19 protein-coding genes and 1 pseudogene are annotated in these 19,583 nt (G+C 69.3%); 5 read left to right on the forward strand and 15 right to left on the reverse strand.

What is annotated here, in order from left to right:
• On the reverse strand, positions 1 to 1,561 hold a 1,561-nt coding region (gene lysS, locus ACFYQA_RS28545; protein ID WP_388923688.1), incomplete at its 3' end, for a lysine--tRNA ligase.
• A 186-nt stretch (positions 1,562 to 1,747) separates the two neighbouring features.
• Here lysS and argS point away from each other — a divergent pair.
• Positions 1,748 to 3,523 (forward strand): arginine--tRNA ligase, encoded by a 1,776-nt coding sequence (argS, locus tag ACFYQA_RS28550; RefSeq protein WP_388923691.1) that lies wholly within the window; start codon positions 1,748 to 1,750, stop codon positions 3,521 to 3,523.
• 108 nt (positions 3,524 to 3,631) lie between these two features.
• On the opposite strand, the gene ACFYQA_RS28555 is transcribed toward argS, so the two are convergent.
• On the reverse strand, positions 3,632 to 4,093 hold the full coding sequence (locus ACFYQA_RS28555) for a peptidoglycan-binding protein (protein ID WP_055594290.1): 462 nt from the start codon (positions 4,091 to 4,093) through the stop codon (positions 3,632 to 3,634).
• Between the two features lie 287 nt (positions 4,094 to 4,380).
• Between ACFYQA_RS28555 and ACFYQA_RS28560 the strand changes: the two genes are divergently transcribed.
• Entirely contained in the window at positions 4,381 to 5,235 is an 855-nt protein-coding gene (locus ACFYQA_RS28560) for a peptidoglycan-binding protein (protein WP_388923694.1), read from the forward strand.
• A complete protein-coding gene (locus tag ACFYQA_RS28565) occupies positions 5,232 to 5,915 on the forward strand; it encodes a helix-turn-helix domain-containing protein (RefSeq protein WP_388923697.1) in 684 nt (227 codons plus the stop codon). The genes ACFYQA_RS28560 and ACFYQA_RS28565 overlap by 4 nt, the downstream gene beginning before the upstream one ends.
• Before the next feature lie 40 nt (positions 5,916 to 5,955).
• Here the strand turns inward: ACFYQA_RS28565 and hemB are convergent, their stop codons facing one another.
• From hemB to ACFYQA_RS28620, 11 genes are all read right to left on the reverse strand, one after another.
• Positions 5,956 to 6,951: a porphobilinogen synthase gene (hemB, locus tag ACFYQA_RS28570; RefSeq protein WP_359731452.1), complete on the reverse strand. Its 996-nt coding sequence runs from the start codon at positions 6,949 to 6,951 to the stop codon at positions 5,956 to 5,958.
• 129 nt (positions 6,952 to 7,080) lie between these two features.
• Entirely contained in the window at positions 7,081 to 7,815 is a 735-nt protein-coding gene (locus ACFYQA_RS28575; protein WP_388923700.1) for an IclR family transcriptional regulator, read from the reverse strand.
• Positions 7,816 to 7,926: 111 nt separating this feature from the next.
• Entirely contained in the window at positions 7,927 to 8,385 is a 459-nt protein-coding gene (locus ACFYQA_RS28580; RefSeq protein ID WP_388923703.1) for a YbhB/YbcL family Raf kinase inhibitor-like protein, read from the reverse strand.
• Positions 8,386 to 8,443: 58 nt separating this feature from the next.
• On the reverse strand, positions 8,444 to 9,259 hold the full coding sequence (locus tag ACFYQA_RS28585; protein ID WP_360034882.1) for an alpha/beta hydrolase: 816 nt from the start codon (positions 9,257 to 9,259) through the stop codon (positions 8,444 to 8,446).
• 35 nt (positions 9,260 to 9,294) lie between these two features.
• Positions 9,295 to 10,227 carry a 3-hydroxyacyl-CoA dehydrogenase NAD-binding domain-containing protein gene (locus ACFYQA_RS28590; RefSeq protein WP_055625573.1) on the reverse strand — a complete coding sequence of 311 codons (933 nt, stop codon included), beginning with the start codon at positions 10,225 to 10,227 and terminating at the stop codon, positions 9,295 to 9,297.
• Positions 10,228 to 10,302: 75 nt separating this feature from the next.
• On the reverse strand, positions 10,303 to 11,043 hold the full coding sequence (locus tag ACFYQA_RS28595) for a class II aldolase/adducin family protein (RefSeq protein ID WP_388923708.1): 741 nt from the start codon (positions 11,041 to 11,043) through the stop codon (positions 10,303 to 10,305).
• An 82-nt stretch (positions 11,044 to 11,125) separates the two neighbouring features.
• The gene (locus ACFYQA_RS28600; protein ID WP_359889503.1) at positions 11,126 to 11,722 is read right to left on the reverse strand and encodes an amino acid synthesis family protein; all 597 of its coding nucleotides are present in this window, start codon (positions 11,720 to 11,722) and stop codon (positions 11,126 to 11,128) included.
• Between the two features lie 17 nt (positions 11,723 to 11,739).
• Positions 11,740 to 12,879, reverse strand: a complete 1,140-nt coding sequence (locus tag ACFYQA_RS28605; RefSeq protein ID WP_388923711.1) for an FAD-dependent oxidoreductase — start codon at positions 12,877 to 12,879, stop codon at positions 11,740 to 11,742.
• A gap of 49 nt (positions 12,880 to 12,928) precedes the next feature.
• Positions 12,929 to 13,987 carry an ABC transporter substrate-binding protein gene (locus tag ACFYQA_RS28610; RefSeq protein WP_388923714.1) on the reverse strand — a complete coding sequence of 353 codons (1,059 nt, stop codon included), beginning with the start codon at positions 13,985 to 13,987 and terminating at the stop codon, positions 12,929 to 12,931.
• A gap of 62 nt (positions 13,988 to 14,049) precedes the next feature.
• Positions 14,050 to 14,889, reverse strand: coding sequence for an ABC transporter permease (locus tag ACFYQA_RS28615; RefSeq protein ID WP_388923717.1), 840 nt, complete (start codon positions 14,887 to 14,889; stop codon positions 14,050 to 14,052).
• A gap of 1 nt (position 14,890) precedes the next feature.
• Positions 14,891 to 15,670 (reverse strand): ABC transporter ATP-binding protein, encoded by a 780-nt coding sequence (locus ACFYQA_RS28620; protein ID WP_360034894.1) that lies wholly within the window; start codon positions 15,668 to 15,670, stop codon positions 14,891 to 14,893.
• A 421-nt stretch (positions 15,671 to 16,091) separates the two neighbouring features.
• Between ACFYQA_RS28620 and ACFYQA_RS28625 the strand changes: the two are divergent.
• Together ACFYQA_RS28625 and ACFYQA_RS28630 are read left to right on the forward strand one after the other, a co-directional pair.
• A pseudogene (locus tag ACFYQA_RS28625) lies at positions 16,092 to 16,388 on the forward strand (transposase); the annotation flags it as partial.
• A gap of 171 nt (positions 16,389 to 16,559) precedes the next feature.
• The gene (locus tag ACFYQA_RS28630) at positions 16,560 to 16,844 is read left to right on the forward strand and encodes a hypothetical protein (protein WP_388923720.1); all 285 of its coding nucleotides are present in this window, start codon (positions 16,560 to 16,562) and stop codon (positions 16,842 to 16,844) included.
• Here ACFYQA_RS28630 and ACFYQA_RS28635 read toward each other — a convergent pair.
• Together ACFYQA_RS28635 and ACFYQA_RS28640 are read right to left on the reverse strand one after the other, a co-directional pair.
• A complete protein-coding gene (locus tag ACFYQA_RS28635; protein ID WP_388923723.1) occupies positions 16,841 to 18,379 on the reverse strand; it encodes an aldehyde dehydrogenase in 1,539 nt (512 codons plus the stop codon). The genes ACFYQA_RS28630 and ACFYQA_RS28635 overlap by 4 nt on opposite strands.
• A gap of 49 nt (positions 18,380 to 18,428) precedes the next feature.
• Entirely contained in the window at positions 18,429 to 19,550 is a 1,122-nt protein-coding gene (locus ACFYQA_RS28640) for a Zn-dependent alcohol dehydrogenase (protein WP_388923727.1), read from the reverse strand.
• Positions 19,551 to 19,583 lie beyond the last annotated feature (33 nt).

Raw genomic sequence — 19,583 nt, forward strand, 5'->3', positions numbered from 1 at the left:
GGGTCAGCCCGTCCAGCGACCAGTGGTCGGCCAGCCCGTCGACCAGCAGCCGCAGCGACCGGCGGCCCTGCTCGTCGAGGGACTTCAGCAGCTCCTCGTCCGGCTCCGTACGCACGATGGTGCGCTGGTCGGCCGGGACGTGGAGGGAGATCCACGCCTCGGCCTTGTCGTAGCGCGGCCGCGCCTCGTCGAGCGAGGCGAGCGGGTGGGCGGGGTCGAAGTCGCTGAGGATGCGCAGCGCCTGGTCCGGGTGCCCGCCGGTGATGTCGGCGACGGAGGCGAGGGTGCGGTACGGCAGCGGCCTGGGCGTCCTGGGCAGGGCGCCGCCCGCCGTGCCCACCGCGCGGGAGTGCGCGGCGATGTCGCCGGGCAGCGCGGAACCCTCCGCGACCTTGGCGTCGAGCCGGTCCCACTCGTCGTAGAGGCGCTGGATCTCCTGGTCGAAGGCGACCTTGAAGGACTGGTTGGGCCGGCGCCGCGCGTACAGCCAGCGCAGCAGCTGGGGTTCCATGATCTTCAGGGCGTCGGCGGGCGTGGGCACACCGCCGCGTGAGGACGACATCTTGGCCATGCCGCTGATGCCGACGAAGGCGTACATGGGGCCGATGGGCTGCTTGCCGCCGAAGATGCCGACGATCTGCCCGCCGACCTGGAACGACGAGCCGGGCGAGGAGTGGTCGACGCCGCTCGGCTCGAAGACCACGCCCTCGTAGGCCCAGCGCATCGGCCAGTCGACCTTCCAGACCAGCTTGCCGCGGTTGAACTCGCTGAGCCGGACCGTCTCCGAGAAGCCGCAGGCGGTGCAGGAGTAGGTCAGCTCGGTGCTGTCGTCGTCGTAGGAGGTGACGGTGGTGAGGTCCTTCTCGCAGTTGCCGCAGTACGGCTTGTACGGGAAGTAGCCGGCGGAGCCGGTGCTGCCGTCGTCCTCGGCGGCGGCGCCGGAGCCCTCCGCCGCCTCCAGCTCGGCCTCGTCGACCGCCTTCTGCTGCTGCTTCTTCGCCGGGGCCTTCTTGGTGCGGTACTGGTCGAGGATCGCGTCGATGTCGCCGCGGTGCTTCATGGCGTGCAGGATCTGCTCGCGGTAGACACCGGAGGTGTACTGCTCCGTCTGGCTGATCCCGTCGAACGTCACGCCCAGCTCTGCGAGCGACTCGACCATGGTGGCCTTGAAGTGCTCGGCCCAGCTCGGGTACGGGGAGCCCTTGGGGGCGGGGACCGAGGTGAGCGGCTTGCCGATGTGCTCGGACCACGTCTCGTCGACGCCCTCGACCCCGGCCGGGACCTTGCGGTACCGGTCGTAGTCGTCCCAGGAGATCAGGTGGCGGACCTGGTGGCCGCGGCGGCGGATCTCGTCGGCGACCAGGTGCGGGGTCATGACCTCACGAAGGTTGCCCAGGTGGATCGGGCCCGAGGGGGACAGTCCGGACGCGACGACCACAACCGGAGCGGTAGCGACTGATGTTTTCGCGCCCAGGGCACGCTGCTCCGACTCGGCGATGACCTCGTCCGCGAAACGGGAGACCCAGTCGGTGGTCTCGGTGCTCTGAGCCACGATCGGCACGTCCTTCTTTCTGCTCGGGCAGCCCGTACGGTCGCACGGCTGACCCCTTCATTCTCCCAGCCCGGACCGCATCCGCGAAAACCGCTTTTCAGCACGTGGGATACTCGGCTTCAACAGTAGTCACCTGCAGTAGTCCCCCTGTAGCAGTCAACAGCTCCGAAACCCGAGCAGAACGGCAGCCACCCCATGGCCTCGGTCACGTCCCTCAGCGACTCCGTCCAGCAGCATCTCGCGTCCGCGCTCTCGGCCACCCGGCCCGAGGCCGCCGGCGCGGACCCGCTGCTGCGACGCAGCGACCGGGCGGACTACCAGGCCAACGGCATCCTGGCGCTGGCCAAGAAGGCGAAGGCGAACCCGCGGGAGCTGGCCGCCGAGGTCGTCTCGCACGTCATCACCGGTGACGAGCTGATCAAGGACGTCGAGGTCTCCGGCCCCGGCTTCCTCAACATCACGATCGCCGACCGGGCGATCACCGCGAACCTCGCCGCGCGGTACGCGGACACCGAGCGCCTCGGCGTGCCGGTGACCGCGAACCCCGGCACCACGGTGATCGACTACGCCCAGCCGAACGTGGCGAAGGAGATGCACGTCGGCCATCTGCGGTCCGCGGTGATCGGCGACTCGGTGGTCCAGCTCCTGGAGTTCACCGGGGAGAACGTGGTGCGCCGCCACCACATCGGCGACTGGGGGACCCAGTTCGGCATGCTCATCCAGTATCTGGACGAGCACCCGCACGAACTGGACCACAAGTCCTCCGAGGACGGCGCGATCTCCGGCGAGGAGGCGATGTCGAACCTGGACCGCCTCTACAAGACCGCGCGGAAGCTGTTCGACTCCGACGAGGAGTTCAAGACGCGTTCCCGGCGCCGGGTGGTCGACCTCCAGGCAGGCGATCCGCACACGCTCTCCATCTGGCAGAAGTTCGTCGACGAGTCGAAGATCTACTTCTTCTCCGTCTTCGAGAAGCTGGACATGGAGATCCAGGACGCGGACATCGTCGGCGAGTCCGGCTACAACGACATGCTCGCCGAGACCTGCCGCCTGCTGGAGGAGTCGGGTGTCGCGGTCCGCTCCGAAGGCGCGCTGTGCGTGTTCTTCGAGGACGTCCTGGGCCCGGACGGCAAGCAGGTCCCGCTGATCGTCCAGAAGTCGGACGGCGGCTACGGCTACGCGGCGACCGACCTGTCCGCGATCCGGGACCGCGTGTTCCACCTGAAGGCGGACACCCTGCTGTACGTGGTGGACGCGCGGCAGGCCCTGCACTTCAAGATGGTCTTCGAGACCGCGCGCCGGGCCGGCTGGCTCGGCGACGACGTGAAGGCGGTCCAGCTCGCGTTCGGTACGGTCCTCGGCAAGGACGGCAAGCCGTTCAAGACCCGTGAGGGCGAGACGGTGAAGCTGGTGGACCTGCTGGACGAGGCGATCGACCGCGCCTCCGCGGTGGTCAGGGAGAAGGCGCAGGACCTGTCCGAGGAGGAGATCGCCGAGCGGGGCACCCAGGTGGGCGTCGGCGCGGTGAAGTACGCGGACCTGTCGACGTCGGCGAACCGGGACTACAAGTTCGACCTCGACCAGATGGTCTCGCTGAACGGCGACACGTCGGTGTACCTCCAGTACGCCTACGCCCGTATCCAGTCGATCCTGCGCAAGGCTCCCGAGGGCGTACGCCCTTCCGCGCACCCGGAGTTGGCCCTGCACGAGGCCGAGCGGGCGCTGGGCCTGCACGTGGACGCGTTCGCGGAGACGGTGGCGGACGCGGCACGCGAGTACGCCCCTCACAAGCTGGCCGCGTACCTGTACCAACTCGCCTCCCTGTACACGTCGTTCTACGACAAGTGCCCGGTACTGAAGGCCGAGTCGCCGGACCAGGTGGCCAACCGCCTGTTCCTGTGCGACATCACGGCCCGCACGCTGCACCGGGGCATGGCCCTGCTGGGCATCAGGACGCCCGAGCGGCTCTGAGCGCCCTGAAAGCACGACGCACACGCACGCACGCGGCCCGTCCTCTCCCCCGCTGGGAGGACGGGCCGCGGCCGTCGGTGCCGGTGGTGCCGGTGGTGCCGGTGGTGCCTAGTACGTGTCGACGCACCAGTTGGCGAAGGTCTTGAACGCCGCCTGGGTGCCCGAGCCGGCGATTCCGTCGATCGCGCCGGTGTAGCCCCAGCCGTTGTTCTTCAGGAAGCGCTGCAGCGCCGAGACCGTGCCGCTGCCGACGGATCCGTCGATGGCGCCGGTGTAGCCGTGGTGCGCCTTGAGCATGCGCTGGAACGCCTTCCAGCTGTTGGGGCCGAGTTCGCCGTCGATCGAGTCGGTGTAGCTCCAGTGCGCCCGCAGCCAGCGCTGGACGCCCTTGGCCTGGGTGGCGTTCAGACCGAGGTTGACCACCGCGAGCGGAGCGACCGCCTCGGCACTCGCCACGGCCTTGGTGTCCTGCGTCGGAGCCGCGAAGCTGGTGCCCGCGGTGGCCAGGCCGCCGGCGGCGATCCCCACGGCCGTAGTGACGCTGACGAGCGCCTTGGTCATGGCTCGCATGCTTGTCCCCCTTCGAATGGGCGGCGCCGACCGGAGCGGCCGGCTCGACGACGAGACTGCCGGGTCGGGGCCGGGTCCGGCCATGCTTGCCGCTGAAGTGACGACGGCATGGGACGCCCTACCCCGCGACCTGCGGGGCCTCGTCCCGCCGGGACGGTGCCGCGGGACGGGGCGGGACGGGCGATGGCCGAATCGATACGGGTGCGAGAACCGCGTCACCGGGCACACTGTGGATGCTGTTGCACAAGGCGACGGGGACGGAACCATGCACACGCGAGTGGGGGAACATGTCGCGTTGGAAGGGCCTGCCCACAGAACTCGACCCGAGCGTGCGGAACTTGGTGGTGCGATTACGGCGCCTGAAGGACCACAGCGGGCTGAGTCTGCGTCAGCTCGCGGCGAAGACCGGGTACAGCTCTTCGTCGTGGGAGCGCTACCTCGGCGGCAGGGCGCTGCCGCCCCGGGACGCCGTCGAGGCGCTGGCGTCGGTCACCGGCGAGGAGCCGACCCGGCTGCTGGCCGTGTGGGAGGTCGCGGCGGAGGCGTGGAGCGGCCGCACGGCGACGGCGCCCGCGGGTCCGATCGCGGGTGCCCCTCCGGTCGGGGCTCGGGATCAGGCTCCGGAATCGGTGGCGGAACCCGGCAGGGCGGAACCCCTCGAACCCGTCGAACCGATCGGTCCCGCCGCCCCCGGCGCTGAACCGACACGCGGGCGGGCCTTCCACGTGGCGGCCGTCGCCGGGGTGGTCGCCCTCGTACTGGCCGCGTCGGCGGTGGGGGTGCTGGTCGGCAGGGCGGGCGCGGACCGTGATCACGGTGCCGTCGCGCCGCTCGTCTCCTCGGCCGCACCAGCGGTGTCACAGCGGTCCGCACCCGCGTACACCTGCCGGGTGGAGCGGATCGACGGCCTCTGGTACGCCGGTCAGAGCGATACGCGGGACAAGATCCTGGCGAACGGCTACGCCGGACCGGAGGTCGCCGAGGTGCAGTGCCTGCTGGAACGGGCGGGTTACTCACCGGGCGACATCGACGGCATCTTCGGCCCGTTGACCGAGCGTGCCGTCAAACGCCTGCAAAAGGACGCCGAGTTGGTCGTGGACGGCATCGTCGGCCCGCACACCTGGGGGGCCTTACGGGGATGAGGGCGCCGAACGGTTCCGGGGACACGCGGCGCCCGCCGAGTACACCGTCACCGGAGCGCGCCCGGCTGACCGCCGCCCTGCGGGGCCTCAAGGAACGCGCGGGCCTGAGCCTGACCGGGCTGGAGGAACGCACGCCGTTCAGCAAGTCCTCCTGGGGCCGCTCTCTCAAGGGCGAGACGCTGCCGCCCCGAGATGCCGTGCGGGAACTGTGCCGCCTGGCGGGTGAACCGGACGCGCACTGCCTGGCCCTGTGGGAGCTCGCGGAGTCGGAGAGCAGCGGCCGGGCGGCCCCGGCCCCGGCCCCTGCCCCGCCCCGCCCCGCCCCGCCCCGCTGCCAGGGGACCGCCTGCGAGGGCAGGGACCCGGTGAACATGCTCTGCGGCATCCCTCTGGACACCCTCCTCGAGCACCGCACCGCCTCCGGCGCCGACCTGCAAGTGCGGTGCAGCCCCAAGTGCGGGACGAGTTGGGGCCGCGTCCGGGGCACCCGGGTGGGCGACCGTGTCGAGCTGACCGCGGCCGGCCCGCCCCGCTCCGCCGAGATCGCGGACGCCCTGGACGCGAAGGCGTACGTCTACACCCCGATGACGAGAAAGGCTCCGGGCACTCTCGTACGGGCCTGCTTCCACCCCGCCGGGCAGACACGGCGGGAGGAGTGCTTCGAGGCGACCGTACGCTGACCCGCGCCGCCGTCCTGCCTTCCGCCCTCCGTCCTCCGCGCTACACGTCGAGCTTCCGGGCGAACTCGGTGGCCCAGTAGGTGAGAATGTTCTGCGCACCGGCCCGCTTGATGCCGGTCAAGGTCTCCAGGATCGCCCGGTCGCGGTCGATCCAGCCCTTCTCGGCGGCGGCCTCGATCATCGAGTACTCACCGGAGATCTGGTACGCGGCCACCGGCACGTCCACGGCGTCGGCGACCTTGGCGAGGATGTCGAGGTAGGGCCCGGCCGGCTTGACCATCACCAGGTCGGCGCCCTCCTCCAGGTCGAGTGCCAACTCCCGCATTGATTCGCGGACGTTGGCCGGGTCCTGCTGATACGTCTTGCGGTCGCCCCGAAGCGACGACCCGACGGCCTCGCGGAACGGCCCGTAGAAGGCGGAGGCGTACTTGGCGGTGTAGGCGAGGATCGCGACGTCCTCGCGGCCGATCTGGTCGAGGGCGTCACGGATGACGCCGATCTGCCCGTCCATCATCCCGCTGGGCCCGACGACATGGGCCCCCGCGTCGGCCTGCACCTGCGCCATCTCGGCGTACCGCTCGAGCGTCGCGTCGTTGTCGACACGCCCCTGGCCGTCCAGTACCCCGCAGTGACCGTGATCCGTCGTCTCGTCGAGACAGAGGTCGGACATGACGAGCAGCTCGTCCCCGACCTCGGCCCGTACGTCCCGCAGGGCGACCTGGAGAATCCCGTCAGGGTCGGTGCCCGCCGTGCCCAGGGCGTCCTTCTTCGACTCCTCCGGAACGCCGAACAGCATGATGCCGGAGACCCCGGCCGCCACGGCCTCGGCCGCCGCCTTCTTCAGGGTGTCGCGCGTGTGCTGCACCACGCCCGGCATCGCCTCGATCGGCACCGGCTCGGTGACCCCCTCGCGGACGAAGGCCGGGAGGATGAGGTCGGCGGGATGCAGCCGCGTCTCGGCGACCATCCGACGCATGGCGGGGGTGGTCCGCAGACGCCGGGGGCGGGTACCGGGAAAAGATCCGTACGTCGTCATACCTCCCACGCTACGCCCGCCCGCCCCATACCTTTACCGACGCCGAGTCGGCCCGGGACGGCCACCGGCACCCCGTGTCGTCGTCCCCGCTCCAGGGCCTGCCGTCGGCGCCGCGGATGTGCTTGCGGATCAGCCGGCCCGAGTGGTCAGGGTCCGCGATGCCTCAGCGGCGCTCGACAGCACCTCCTTGAGGATGTGGCCGGCACGCTGCTCGTCGATGCGGAACTGCGGTCCGGCGACCGACAGGGCGGCCACCACCCTGTCCGCGATCTTGATCGGTGCCGCCACGGCCCATACGCCTTCGTCGACTTCGGCCGCGCTCTTCGACCATCCCTGTGCGGTGATGGCGGCGATCTCCGCCAGGAACGCTTCCCGCTCCTGCTGCGGCGGGAACGGGTTGAGCCGCTCGAAGTAGCGCAGCGCCCAGCTCTCGCCCATGGCCGCGAGGAGGACCTTCGGTCCCGCGCCCCGGTACAGGCTCATGATCTGGCCGGGGGTGAAGGACAGTCGGATGAGGTTGTCGGTCTGGCATATCTCCACGCAGGTGGCGTAGTCACCGACTCGCTGGATCACCAGTGCCGCCTCACCGGTGGACCGCGTGAGCCGTTCGATCAGCGGGCGCAGGGGCTTGCCGATCTGCAGGCTCTTCTCCGCGCTTCGGGCCAGCAGAAGGATCCTCGGCGAGAGGATGCAGGTACCGTCTCCGTTGTCCTCGACGAGCTCCATCTCGCGCAGCAGGGACAGGAAGCGGTAAGCGGAGGGGATGGAGATGTCGACCTCTTGGGCGATCTCCTCCACACTCAGCCCTGGCCGTTCCTCGGAGAACAGCAGGAGGATCTTGAGGACCCGCCTGGCGCTGTCCACGCCAGGGGTTCGGCCTCGGGGCTCCGTTGTGCCTTTCACGCTTCGTTTCCTCGTTGTCTGGGCGCCGGAACGGCAGCGGGCCGGCCCGAATCTGCGGGCCGGCCCGCTGGGTCAGGCGGAGAAGGTACCCACTGTCCTGTTCTGCTCGATGATGTTGTTCCCGTACGCGGCCAGGAACTCCTCCCGTGTGGGTTCTCCGGAGACAGAGGTGTCAAGCGCGTACAGCCAGAAATAGTAGTGATGGGTGCCGTGCCCCGCAGGCGGTTGAGGACCTGTGTAGGCCTTCTGCCCGATCCCGTTGGGGCCCTCGCGCCACGTTCCCTTCGCCTGGCCTCCGATAATCCTGGCAGCGGGGTCGATGCCGTAGACGACCCAGTGGGTGAAGCCGTTGGGCAACGGGGCGTCGGGGTCGTTCACGACCAGCGCGAGTTCGACCGTGCCCTCGGGCACTCCACTGATCTCCAGCTCCGGTACCAGGTTGCCGTGGTCGGCGGCGTACCGGTCCGGGATGCGCTCTCCTGTACCGAAGTCACGGGCCTTGATCGCAAGGTCCTTGATGTTGAGTGGCATTTTCCTCACTTCACAACGGGTGGAACGGACGGTCGGCGACGCACACTCGGTCGCGTGCTCAGCCGACCTGCTTGAGCATTCGGGCGATCTCGTCGGCCACGGTGTCCGGGGCCTCCTCGGGTACGTAGTGGTCGGCGCCCAGGACGGTGACGGCGCGGAAGTCCGGGCGCAGTTCCCCGGTGGCGGCGAACGCCCGCTCGGAAACGATCCTGCTGTGCTCGCCGCGGACCAGGGTGACCGGCACCCCGATGTCCCGGGCGGCACCGTCGAAGTCCGCCCTGAGGCCCTCGACAGTGCCCGCCATGGCCCCGGGGTCGGCCAGCGGTCGATAGGCCTCCCCCTCCAGGACGTACCCGTAGGCGGTCCGGCGCCGTACGGCGTCGGCGGGCATGAGGGGGTAGCGGGCCCGCAGGTACTCTTCGATCTCGCCGGCCGAGGCGAAGGTGCGGTCCCCGCCGCGCACCCTGGTCCCCAGTTCGTCCAGGACTTCGGGTTCGACGAACGGGGTGTAGTCCACCGCCACGACGCCCGTGACCAGGTCCGGCCGCCGCGCGCCGACGACCACGGAGTTGCGGGCTCCCAGCGAGTGACCGGCCAGGACCACCGGGCCGCATCCCAGCGCCTCGATCAGCGCCGTGACGTCACCGCAGTACTCGGCCGCGCCGTAGCCGGAGGCGGGCTTGGAGCTGCGGCCGTGGCCGCGCTGGTCGACGGCGATGGTCCTGACGCCGTCGCCCAGCCGGTCCACGACCGCGTCCCACACCCCGAGATTCGCCGTGGTTCCATGAAGCAGGACGACCACGTGCCCTGATCCACGGTCGCGCAGGCACAGCTCGACCTCTCCCACACGGATGCGCCGAAGGCCGTTCAGCATGCTCCCCTCCTCCGGAGTGCCGGTCGTCATGCCGATCAGACCGGCTTGATCTCGGACAGCACCTTGCGCGTGGCGACAAGGCCGCGGACGATGTCGTCCCGCTTGGCGTCAACCTCGCCCTCGCCGTAGGTGTACATGCCTTCCCCGGTCTTCATGCCGAGCTTCTTCTGGCTGGTCAGCTCGGCGATTCGGGTGGAGACACCGGACTCGTTCGACAGGTCCTGGTTGAGGTAGCTCGCCACGGACTCGTAGATGTCGAGTCCGGCCATGTCCAGCAGGCGCATCGGGCCGATGACGGCGAGCTTGTAGCCGATGCCCCACTTGATGCAGGTGTCCAGGTCCCGCTGGGTGGCCACGCCCTGCTCGATGAGGGACAGGCACTCGCGCATGATCGCGTACAGCACCCGGTTCTCGATGAAGCCGGGCACCTCCTTCTCAACGACCGCCTCGTAGCCGAAGGCCTTGACGATCTCGATGAGCTTGTCCTGCACCGCGTCGGTGGTGTGCTCGCCCTTGATCACCTCGATCATGGGGATCAGGTGCGGCGGGTTGGACCAGTGCATGCCGATCAGCCGCTCGGGATGGGCCATCTCCTTGCCCATGTCCGAGATCGGGATGCCGGAGGTGTTGGTGGCGATGATGACGTCGTCGCCGACGACCGCCTCGACCTGCGCCAGCAGGGTCTTCTTCAGCTCGATCCTCTCCGGGATCGCCTCGATCACCAGCTCAGTGCCGTCGAGCGCCTTGGCCTGGTCGGCTTCGAAGACGATCGAGCCGCCGGGCACCGTCGGGACGTCCAGCTCGTCCAGCGTCGCACTCGCACCCGCGGCCACCTTCTCCGCCCGGGCGAGGACTTCCTCGCTGATGTCGTTGACGCGGACCTGGGAGCCGTAGCGTGCGAGCAGCGCGGCGATGCCCGGTCCCATGCTTCCCGCACCGATGACGGTAGCGACCTTGGGAATGCTCATGACTGATCCCTCTTCTTCTCGGTGGTCTGCTTGCGGCGGCGGTGACGCGCCGCCCGTGGAGAGCGCGAGGAGCCGTCAGGCGCGGCCCTCGTGGGCGTCAAGCGTGCGGTTGAAGTACATCCAGTAGTTCTGCCGGGCCCGCTCGGGGTAGATCCTGCGGTTCTTCTCGACGGTCTCGTCGTGGTCCGGCCGGTCGTGTTCGAGGCCGGAGGAGGCCAGGTCGAGCTGGAACTTCGCCGCCTTCTCCAGGAAGATCCCGGACAGCAGTGCGTCCTTGACGTCGGCGCCGACGAACGAGGCACCATGGTTGGCCTGCAGCACCGCGTAGGCGGACCCGAGGGTCCGGGCGAGCTCCTTGCCGAGGTCCTGCGTGGTGATGATGTGGCTGGTGGAGTCGAACCGGGGGGCCCCGTGGTCGGCGAACCACACGCCATGGTTGTTGTACGGGCCCAACTCGGCCTTGGTGGCGCCGAAGACGGTCGCGTAGTGGGGGTGCGAGTGTCCGACCACGTTGACGTCGGGGCGGGCGAGCATGATCTCGGTGTGCAGCGGCCACTCCAGGTGGCGCAGCCCCTGTCCCTCCAGGACGTTGCCGTCGAAGTCGATGAGGATGAAGTCCGCCGCGGTGACCTCGCGCAGTGCCAGGTTGCCGCGCTTGAGCCAGATACCGCGCCCGTGCGGGTCGCGGTAGGACAGGTGGCCCATCGACATGTCGCCGTGGCCTTCGAGCTCCAGGATCCGGTGGGCCCGGGCCAGGTGGTGGAGGACGTTCTCGGTGGAGTCGTCCTGGTGGTACAGGCTGTCGTTGTCCGACACGTGGAACCTCTCGCGATCAGTGGTGGTGTGCTGGACGGGCGCCCGCCGGCGGCGGGCGCCCGGATGGACGGGCCGTGGACTCTCAGGCCTTGGCGGCGTGTGCCTCTTCGGCGGTCATCCCGCCGACGCGGTGGTGGAGCCGGCCGCCGCTGGCGACCGCCACGCAGATGAACAGCTCGTCGGGGCGCGGCACGTCCGGGACGGCCACGTGGATCGCGTCGTAGTGCGAGCGGACGTAGACCTCGTCCTTGAAGGCGAGCGGGATGTCGATGCCCGCCCCGGCCGAGGCAGTCTTGGTGGTCGAGGAGATCCAGGCGGCGGCGCCGCCCACGGCCTCACGGAAGGCGTTGCCGAAGACGGTGGTGACGCAGGCCACGACGTGCTCCTGCTCGCCGGCCAGGCCGGCGATCCCGGCCTTGCCGTAGCTTTGGACCTCGCGCCCGCCGAGCAGGGCGACCGCCCGCTTGCCCAGCGCGGTGCCCAGTGCCGGACTCGGGTCGATCAGCGGGGACAGGTCGGCCTCGTAGCGGCCGGCGAACGGGTTCTTGACGACCACGCCGGCGACAGCCTTGACCAGCGGTTCGTCTCCGACCGCGCCTCCCTCGTGATAGGTCTCCTCGACCAGGCCCACCCAGCGGCGAACCTGGTAGGCGCTGCGAACAGCGTCGTCGGCGTTCATCGCTTCACTCCTGTTTCTCATGCCGTGGCGTGGCGGTTGATGTCCGTGGGGTCGTACTGGGCGGTCTCCAGGTTCACCTCGTCGAACTGGTTGCCCTTGGACATCCCACGGGTTGCCGCGTAGTCGGCGGAACGTTTCTGCACGCGGTCGGTGATCGGCCTCTCGGTGCGCCACCACCGGGTGAGCGCGTCCTCGAAGTCGGCGTCGGCCGCCTCGGAGGCCGCTACGGCGAGGGTGTAGGCGTTGGTCATCGCGGTACCGGCGCCCTGGGCCAGGGCCGGGCACATCGCGTGCGCCGAGTCGCCCACCAGGGCCGCCCGGCCCCGGCTCCACTCGCTCACCACGGTGGTCTCGTAGCCGTAGTACTTGGGGTCGTCGGCCACCGCGGCTTCCTTCAGAACGGGGGTCAGCTCCGGGAAGGCCGAGGTCCACAGGTCGAGGTCGATCGGCGTGCGGCTGCCCTGTTCGTCGTCCCGCGGCGCGCCCAGCGCGATGTACAGCTCGCGCTCGTTGCAGGGGACGTACAGCACCCTCAGGTAGCGGGGCTCCAGGTTCCAGAAGTCGATGACGTTGTCCCACTCACCGGGCCCGAGCTCGTCCTTGCACCTGGGCACCAGGAACCGGGTGATCCCGTCCCGTGACTTCCACCGCTCCTGCTCGAACCCGATCGATTCGCGCACCGCGGACTTCACCCCGTCGGCACCGACGACCAGATCCGCCTTCAGCGTCTCGCCCGAGGCCAGGGTGACCTCGCCGCGCGGGTCCGCCGAGACGACCTCCGAGTCGGTGCGGATCTCCACCCCTGCCTCGAGTGCCGTCTCCAGCAGTGCCTTGTGCAGGTGGGGACGCGTCATTGTGCGCCAGGACAGACCGCTGAAGTCCTCCTGGGAGACGGTCCTGCCCTGCACCCGCGTCTCGTAGAACGGCGGGAGCATCGAGTCGGCCAGGGCCCGGTCCCAGGCGCCGATGGCCTTCAGTACCTGCAGGCTGTTGTGCCACAGGACGATGCCGGCGCCCTGTTCCCGAAGCTCCTTGCCCTTCTCATGGACCCGTACCGTCCAGCCGCGCTGCGCCAGCGCGGCAGCGGCGGTCAGGCCGGCGAAACCCGCCCCCGAGATCTCGGCGTGGCGCCCGTTGCGGTCAATCGTGCTGCTCATTCTCTCGCTCTCGCTATCTCCCGGCATTCCGGCTGCTGCTGACGCGCCGTCACTTGCTGGTGTTGTGCTTCTCGACGAAGGTCGGGTCGTACACGTCCTTGGTCGCGGGCGCCTCGCCCTTGAGTACTCCCTGGTCGGCGAGGACGTCGATGGTCGCCTTCCACCGGGCTTCGTCCATCGCGCCCAGCCCCTGCTTGTCGGTGACGCCACTGGTGAAGGTGTGATCGACGTCCGCCTGCAGTTGGCGCTTGAACACCGGTGCCTTCTCGGCGAACTCCGGGGAGGTCTTGGCGAGCAGGTCAGCCGTCTTGTCCGGGTTCTTCAGGACGTGGTCGAAGGCCTTGAGGTAGGCGTTGGTGAAGCGCTGGACGACGTCCGGCCTCTCCTTGATCATTTTGTCGCTGGTGAACAGGCCGGAGCCGTAGGCGTTGTAGCCGGCGTCCGAGCCGAGAAGGATACTGAGCGATCCCGGTCCGCCCGCAGCGTCCTCCAGCAGCGGAACCTCGGCGTCGATGTAGCAGACGACGGCGTCGACCTTGCCGGAGACCAGGTAGTTCTCATACGGCGGAGTCACCGTGACCTCTTCCACGTCACTGCGCTTCATGTCGTTCGCGGCGAGCAGCGCCTGGTAGAAGATGAAGGTCGAACCGGCGGGGTGCACACCCACCGTCCTGCCCTTGAGGTCGTCGATCTTGCCCAGCTCGGTCCGCTTCTTCACCGAGCACATGCCCAGTGGCGAGACCTGGTTGACGGCGGCCAGGGCCTTGACCGGGACGTTCTGGGAGCGCGCGGTCACCAGCGAGGGCAGGTCACCGAAGCCGAAGTCGGCCTTCCCCGTGCCGACGATGCGCAGGGCGTCCGGTGAGCCGGTGCCGGTGGCGATGTCCTCGACCTTGATGCCCTCGTCCTCGAAGTAGCCCATCTCCTTGGCAACGTGGAAGATTCCGTGGTTGCCGCGCAGCTGGTAGTCGAGTTGGACGGTGACGGTGTCGAGCTTGCCGGACGAGGTGGACTCGCCGTCGTCCCCCGACTCTCCGCCGCAGGCCGCAAGGGCCAGCATCGCTGCGGCGGTGAACGCGACGGCTCTCTTCTTTCTGGTTGAAGGCATGCTTGACGAAGGCATGGGCATTCCTTGGTGTTCGAGGGTGGATGCGAAGGGGGCTCAGCCGGTCAGGCGCTCTCGGGAGACTTGAGGTGGGGGAACCGCCTGCGCAGGAGGAACTCCAGGAGAGACATCCCGTAGTACAGGACGAGCCCGAGCAGAGACACGAGCGTGAGCGCGGCGAACATCAGCGGGGTGTCGAGCTGGGTGGAGGCGAACTGGATGAGGTAGCCCAGTCCGTCCTTGGCTCCGGCGAACTCCGCCACCACAGCGCCGATGACGGCCAGGGTGATGGCGATGCGCATGCCGGCGAAGAGGTAGGGCAGTGAGGTGGGAAACTGAATTCTGGCCATGATCTGGTTGCGGCTGGAGCCCACCGACTTCATGAGCAGGAGCAGGTCCTGGTCGACCGCCTTCAGTCCCACGATCATGTTGAGTGTGATCGGGAAGAACGCTATCACCACGATCAGCAGAAGTTTGGGCGCGAGTCCGTAGCCGAACCAGAGGATGAAGATGGGCGCCAGAGCGACCTTCGGCACGACCTGGAAAAGGACGACCAACGGGTAGACCGCGCGCTCCAGCCACGGGAACCGGGCGATTGCGACGGCGAGTACGACGCCGACGACAACACTCAGCAGGAATCCGTAGAGGATTTCCTCGGTCGTCACCCATGTGGCCGCAAGCAACAATTCGCGCTGTTCGATGGTGGCGGCGATGAACTCGCTCGGCTTGGCGAGCACGAAGCTGGAGACATTGAATATCTCCACGGCCAGTTCCCAGGCGAGCAAAGCGCCGATGAGTACCAGCACGCTCGGCCAGGTCCGGGAGAGCCACGCGCGGAACTCTTCGCCGCCGGGACCCTTGGGTGCGGTCTCCGCCTTCGGGCGGGTCTGCTGTGCGGTCGCCATGTCAGACCGTCACTTTCGGTTCGAGAAGCTCGCGTGACCGAGCGGCGTACTCACTGAACAGGGGGTCGTCGAAGACCTGGCGGGTGCGCGGCCTGCCCAGGCCGACCTCCAGCGTCTCCACGATGCGTCCGGGCTTGACGCCCATCACGTGCACCGTGTCGGACAGGAAGATGGCCTCGGAGATCGAGTGGGTGACGAAGAGGATGGTCTTGCCCGTGGCCGCCCAGATCTCGGCCAGGTTCTCGTTCATCTGGTCGCGGGTGATGGCGTCCAGTGCCCCGAAGGGCTCGTCCATCAGCAGGATGGCCGGGTCCATGGCGAGGGCCCGGGCGATGGACACGCGCTGGGCCATGCCGCCGGACAGTTCGTGGGGCAGTTTGTCGCGTGCCTCGACGAGGCCTACCAGTTCAAGGGCGCGTTCCGCGGCCGGAGCGGCGTCGGCGAACCGCTCGCCGGTGGCGAGTTGGCGCAGCATGCTCGCGTTCTGCAGGGCCGACTTCCAGGGCAGCAGCGCCGGACGCTGCGGTACCAGGCCGATCTGCCGGCGGCGGACGGCGGCTGCCGCCGGTTGCCCGCCGATGAGCACCTCGCCCGTGGTGGGAGCAAGGATCCCGCCCAAGATCTTGAGCAGGGTGCTTTTCCCGCAACCGGAAGGCCCGAGTAGAGTCACAAAACTTCCGGGCGCAATGTCGATATCGAGACTCTCCAAGACCGTCTGTTCCGAGCCGCGACGCCCGAAACGCATCCCGATATGACGCGCAGAAATACTCATGTTTTCCATGCACTAACTCCTACCTGCACACCGGGAGCAACCGGGGAACGGTCGAGCGGCGTCTTATCAAGGCGTAATAACGCTCTATCACGCGATGTGCGATGACCGTACGGGCGGCTACCCGGGGAGTCAAGACCTTGGACAGGAAATTCCTTTCGCGGAAAGACGGGCGCCGAACGGGGAAGGTCGCCGCCGCCGCCCCGGCCGACGGGTTCCGCTCGTGGCCGGACGCATCCGGGCACCGCGTCGGCCGGCAACGGACCGCTCGTACAGGTGTCTTGACATACGAAAGGTGCGGGGCGGGTCTCCCGACCCGCCCCGCACCTGCTGCTCCCCCGCCACGACGGCAGGGCCCGGGACCTGTGTGAAGGCGTGATCGATCTTGCCGATCCAGATCCGCGCGGAAGGCGGATCCGGCCGGAAGTCGATCCTGGCGCATCGTCAACTCGCCTATGAGCAGTGGAGGTTGATCAAGACGTACCTGCCGATGGGCGAGTACGACCCGCATCCCGAGCAACTGCGGGATCAGTTCGAGGAGGTGATCCGGCGGTTCAGGCCGGGCGCCCAGTGGCGTGAGACGCCGGGAGAGTTCGGGCCCTGGCCGACCGTTTACGGACGCTTCCGGGTCCGGCGGAACGCCGGTGTCCTCACCTCCCCGCTGGAGGGGTTGATCGCCGAGGCCGCCCGCCGGGGCAAGACGGACTTGTCCCTGGCCGGCGTGGATTCACGACCACTCATGCCCACCCTCGGCTTTCGACGTTTTCGTTGATCACCGTCGGGGTCGCTCAGGTGGGCGATGTGGCGTCATCCGACCGCGTGGGGTGTGGACAGCGGAGAAGCATCGGCAGTGCTGACGTCGCCTGCTGCGAGGGACCTGCCGATGCTTCCGGATCCGACCGTGCCCGCTTCACCGCTCGCCGTCCTGGAGTTGGTGCGGGGCACCTTCACCGCGCCGATCTTTCGCACCTTCGCCGCGCCGGCCACGAGGCTGATCGCGCAGACCGGGCGGTGCACGGTGACCGGGGTGCTCACCGGCGCGGGGTTGACGAGGGCCCGGTCCCACGACCGTGCTCACGCCTTCTTCTCCCGCGCTCGCCGGAACCCGGACATCCTGGGCATCTCGCTGCCCCATCTGATCGTGCGCCGGCTGCTGCCCGAGGGTGCGGTGCTGACCGTGCGTTAGGCCGCCCGTGCGTCGTCGTCCGTGGGCGGCTCGGTCACGAAGATCGTCTTGTACTGGATGTACGCCTCGATCGCCTCGCGCCCCAGTTCGAGGCCCAGACCGCTGTCCTTCCGCCCGCCCATGGGTGCGCCGATGTCGAAGTTGGCGTGGTTGACGCTGAAGGTTCCGGTGTCCACCGCGCGGGCCACCTGGCGCCCCAGCGCCTCGTCGGCCGTCCAGACGCTGCCGGCCAGGCCGTAGTCGGAGTCGTTGGCCATGGCGACGGCACCCTCGACGGAGCCGTCGTAGGCGGAGATGGTCACGACGGGGCCGAAGATCTCCTCCCGGGCGACGACCATCGCGGGGTCCACGTCGGCGAAGACCGTGGGCGCGATGTAGAAGCCCCGGTCGAGGCCGGCGGGACGGCCGCCGCCGGTGGTGACGCGCGCCCCTTCCTCCCGGCCCTTGCGGAGGTAGCCCTCGATCCGGTCGCGGTGCGCGGCCCCGGCGACCGGGCCGATCACCGTGGACGGATCCAGCGGGTCGCCGACCGTCCAGCCCTCGACCGTCGCGGTGACGGCGTCCACGATCTCGTCGTAGCGCGAGCGGGGCACCAGCAGACGGGTGTTGTTGGTGCAGGTCTGGCCGTTGTTGTTGAACGACAGCCCGAGCAGGTGGTCGAGGAAGAGGGGCAGCGGCGCGTCCTCCAGGAGGATCGCGGCGGACTTGCCGCCCAGTTCCAGGGTGACCGGGCGCAGCAGTTCGCCGCAGAGGGCGCCGAGGCGGCGTCCGGCCGCGGTGGAGCCGGTGAAGGCGACCTTGTCCACTCCGGGGTGGGTGACCAGGTACTCCCCCACCTCCCGCTCGGCGGGCAGGACGTTGATCACGCCCGGAGGGAATCCCGCCTCGTGGACCGCGTCGGCGACGAGGAACGAGTCGAGCCCGGTGGTGGGTGAGGGCTTGATCACGGCGGTGCAGCCCATGGCCAGCGCGGGCGCCAGTTTGAAGAACAGGGTGCTGAGCGGGTAGTTCCACGGCGCGATCATGGCGACCACGCCGACCGGCTCACGGCGGACCAGGCTGTGGCCCACCCCGGCGGGACGCAGCTCCTCCGCGTACATGACGTCGGCGAGCGGGGCGTAGAAGCGGAGCAGTCCGGCCGCGGCTCCGACGTTGGCTTCGATCGCCCGTGCCAGGGGCGTGCCGACCTCCTGGGCGATCACGGTGCCGAGGGCTTCGGTGCGGGACTCCAGGGCGAGGGCCAGGCGTTCCATCGCGGCGGCCCGCTCCTCGGCCGAACCCCACCCGCGGACGCCGCCCAGGGCGCGGCGTGCGGCGGCGACGGCGACGTCGACGTCGGCGCGGTCGGCCTCGGGAAAGACGCCGAAGGGCTCCTCGGTGGCGGCGCTGACCGCGGTGAACATGCGGTCGGTGGCGGGGATGCGCCAGTCGCCGTCGATGTAGAGCGTGTCACGGTCGGTCCCGTGGGACATGGCGGGGTGCTCCTTCTGCTCCTTCAGGTGCAGCTCTTGCCGCTGATCCTGCTGTACTCGCATGGGGTGCTCTCGTTGCTCTCGTTGCTCTCGGGGCTCTCGGGGCTCCGGTTCACTGCGCGGGGCCGTGGGCGACGATGCCGCGCAGGTTGCGACCGGACCGCAGGTCCTCGAAGCCCTGGTTGATCTCGTCGAGGCTGTAGGTGCGGCTGACCAGCTCGTCGAGCTTGATCAGGCCCTGGCGGTACAGGGACAGCACCCGGGGCACGTCCCGGATGGGGCTGCACGAGCCGAAGATGGTCCCCTGGAGGCGCTTCTCGGCGAAGACGAGCTGGGTTCCGGGGAGCTGGACGTTGATCGCGTGGACGTCCTCGGTCATTCCGGCGAGGACGATGGTGCCGCCCTTGCCGGTGGCCTCGAAGGCGGCGCGGACGATGTCGGCGGTGGTCTCGCCGGTGCAGACGAGGGTGGAGTCGGCGCCCCCCGCGCTGGGGTTGAGGTCCGCGGCAAGGGCCGCCGCCTCGTCGAGGGTGCGGCAGACGTGCGAGGCCCCGAGGTCGCGGGCGAGAGCGTGCTTGGCCTCGTTGGGGTCGACCAGGATGACGTTGCCGGCGCCGGAGAGCCGGGCTCCCTGTACGGCGTTGATGCCGACGCCGCCCGCGCCGACGACGATGACGGTGTCGCCGGGCTCGGGATCGGCGGCGTACACGGCGGCACCCCAGCCGGTGAGGACGCCGCAGCTCACCAGCGCGACCACCGAGAGCGGTATGTCGGGGTCGACGCGTACGAGGGAGTCCTGGGAGACGACGGAGTGCTCGGCGAAGGTGCCCAGCGAGCAGTTGGCGCCGATGGGCCCGTCGGGGCCGGTGAACCGGTAGGTGCCGTCGGGGAGTTTGCCCTCGGGGCCGAAGGCCGCGGCGTCGCACAGGTTGGAGCGGCCGGAGGCACACCAGCGGCAGTGTCCGCAGGACGGTTTGAAGGAGGCGGCCACGTGGTCGCCGGGGACCAGCTTGGACACGCCCTCGCCGACGGCTTCGACGATCCCCGCGCCCTCGTGTCCGCCGATGATGGGCAGCGGCGCCATGTTGCCGGTGCGTACGTGCTCGTCGGAGAAGCAGAGTCCGGCGTGGGTGAAGCGGACCAGGACCTCGCCCGCCTGGGGCGGGGCGAGTTCGAGTTCGGTGATCTCCCAGTCCTTGCCGGGGGCGGTCATGACGGCGGCACGGGTCTTCATCGGGGGCCCTTCAGGGGGACGGCGGCGTAGGCA

Origin of the sequence: Streptomyces sp. NPDC005774 (assembly GCF_042871645.1) — a bacterium.
Taxonomy (GTDB): Bacteria; Actinomycetota; Actinomycetes; order Streptomycetales; family Streptomycetaceae; genus Streptomyces; species Streptomyces pratens.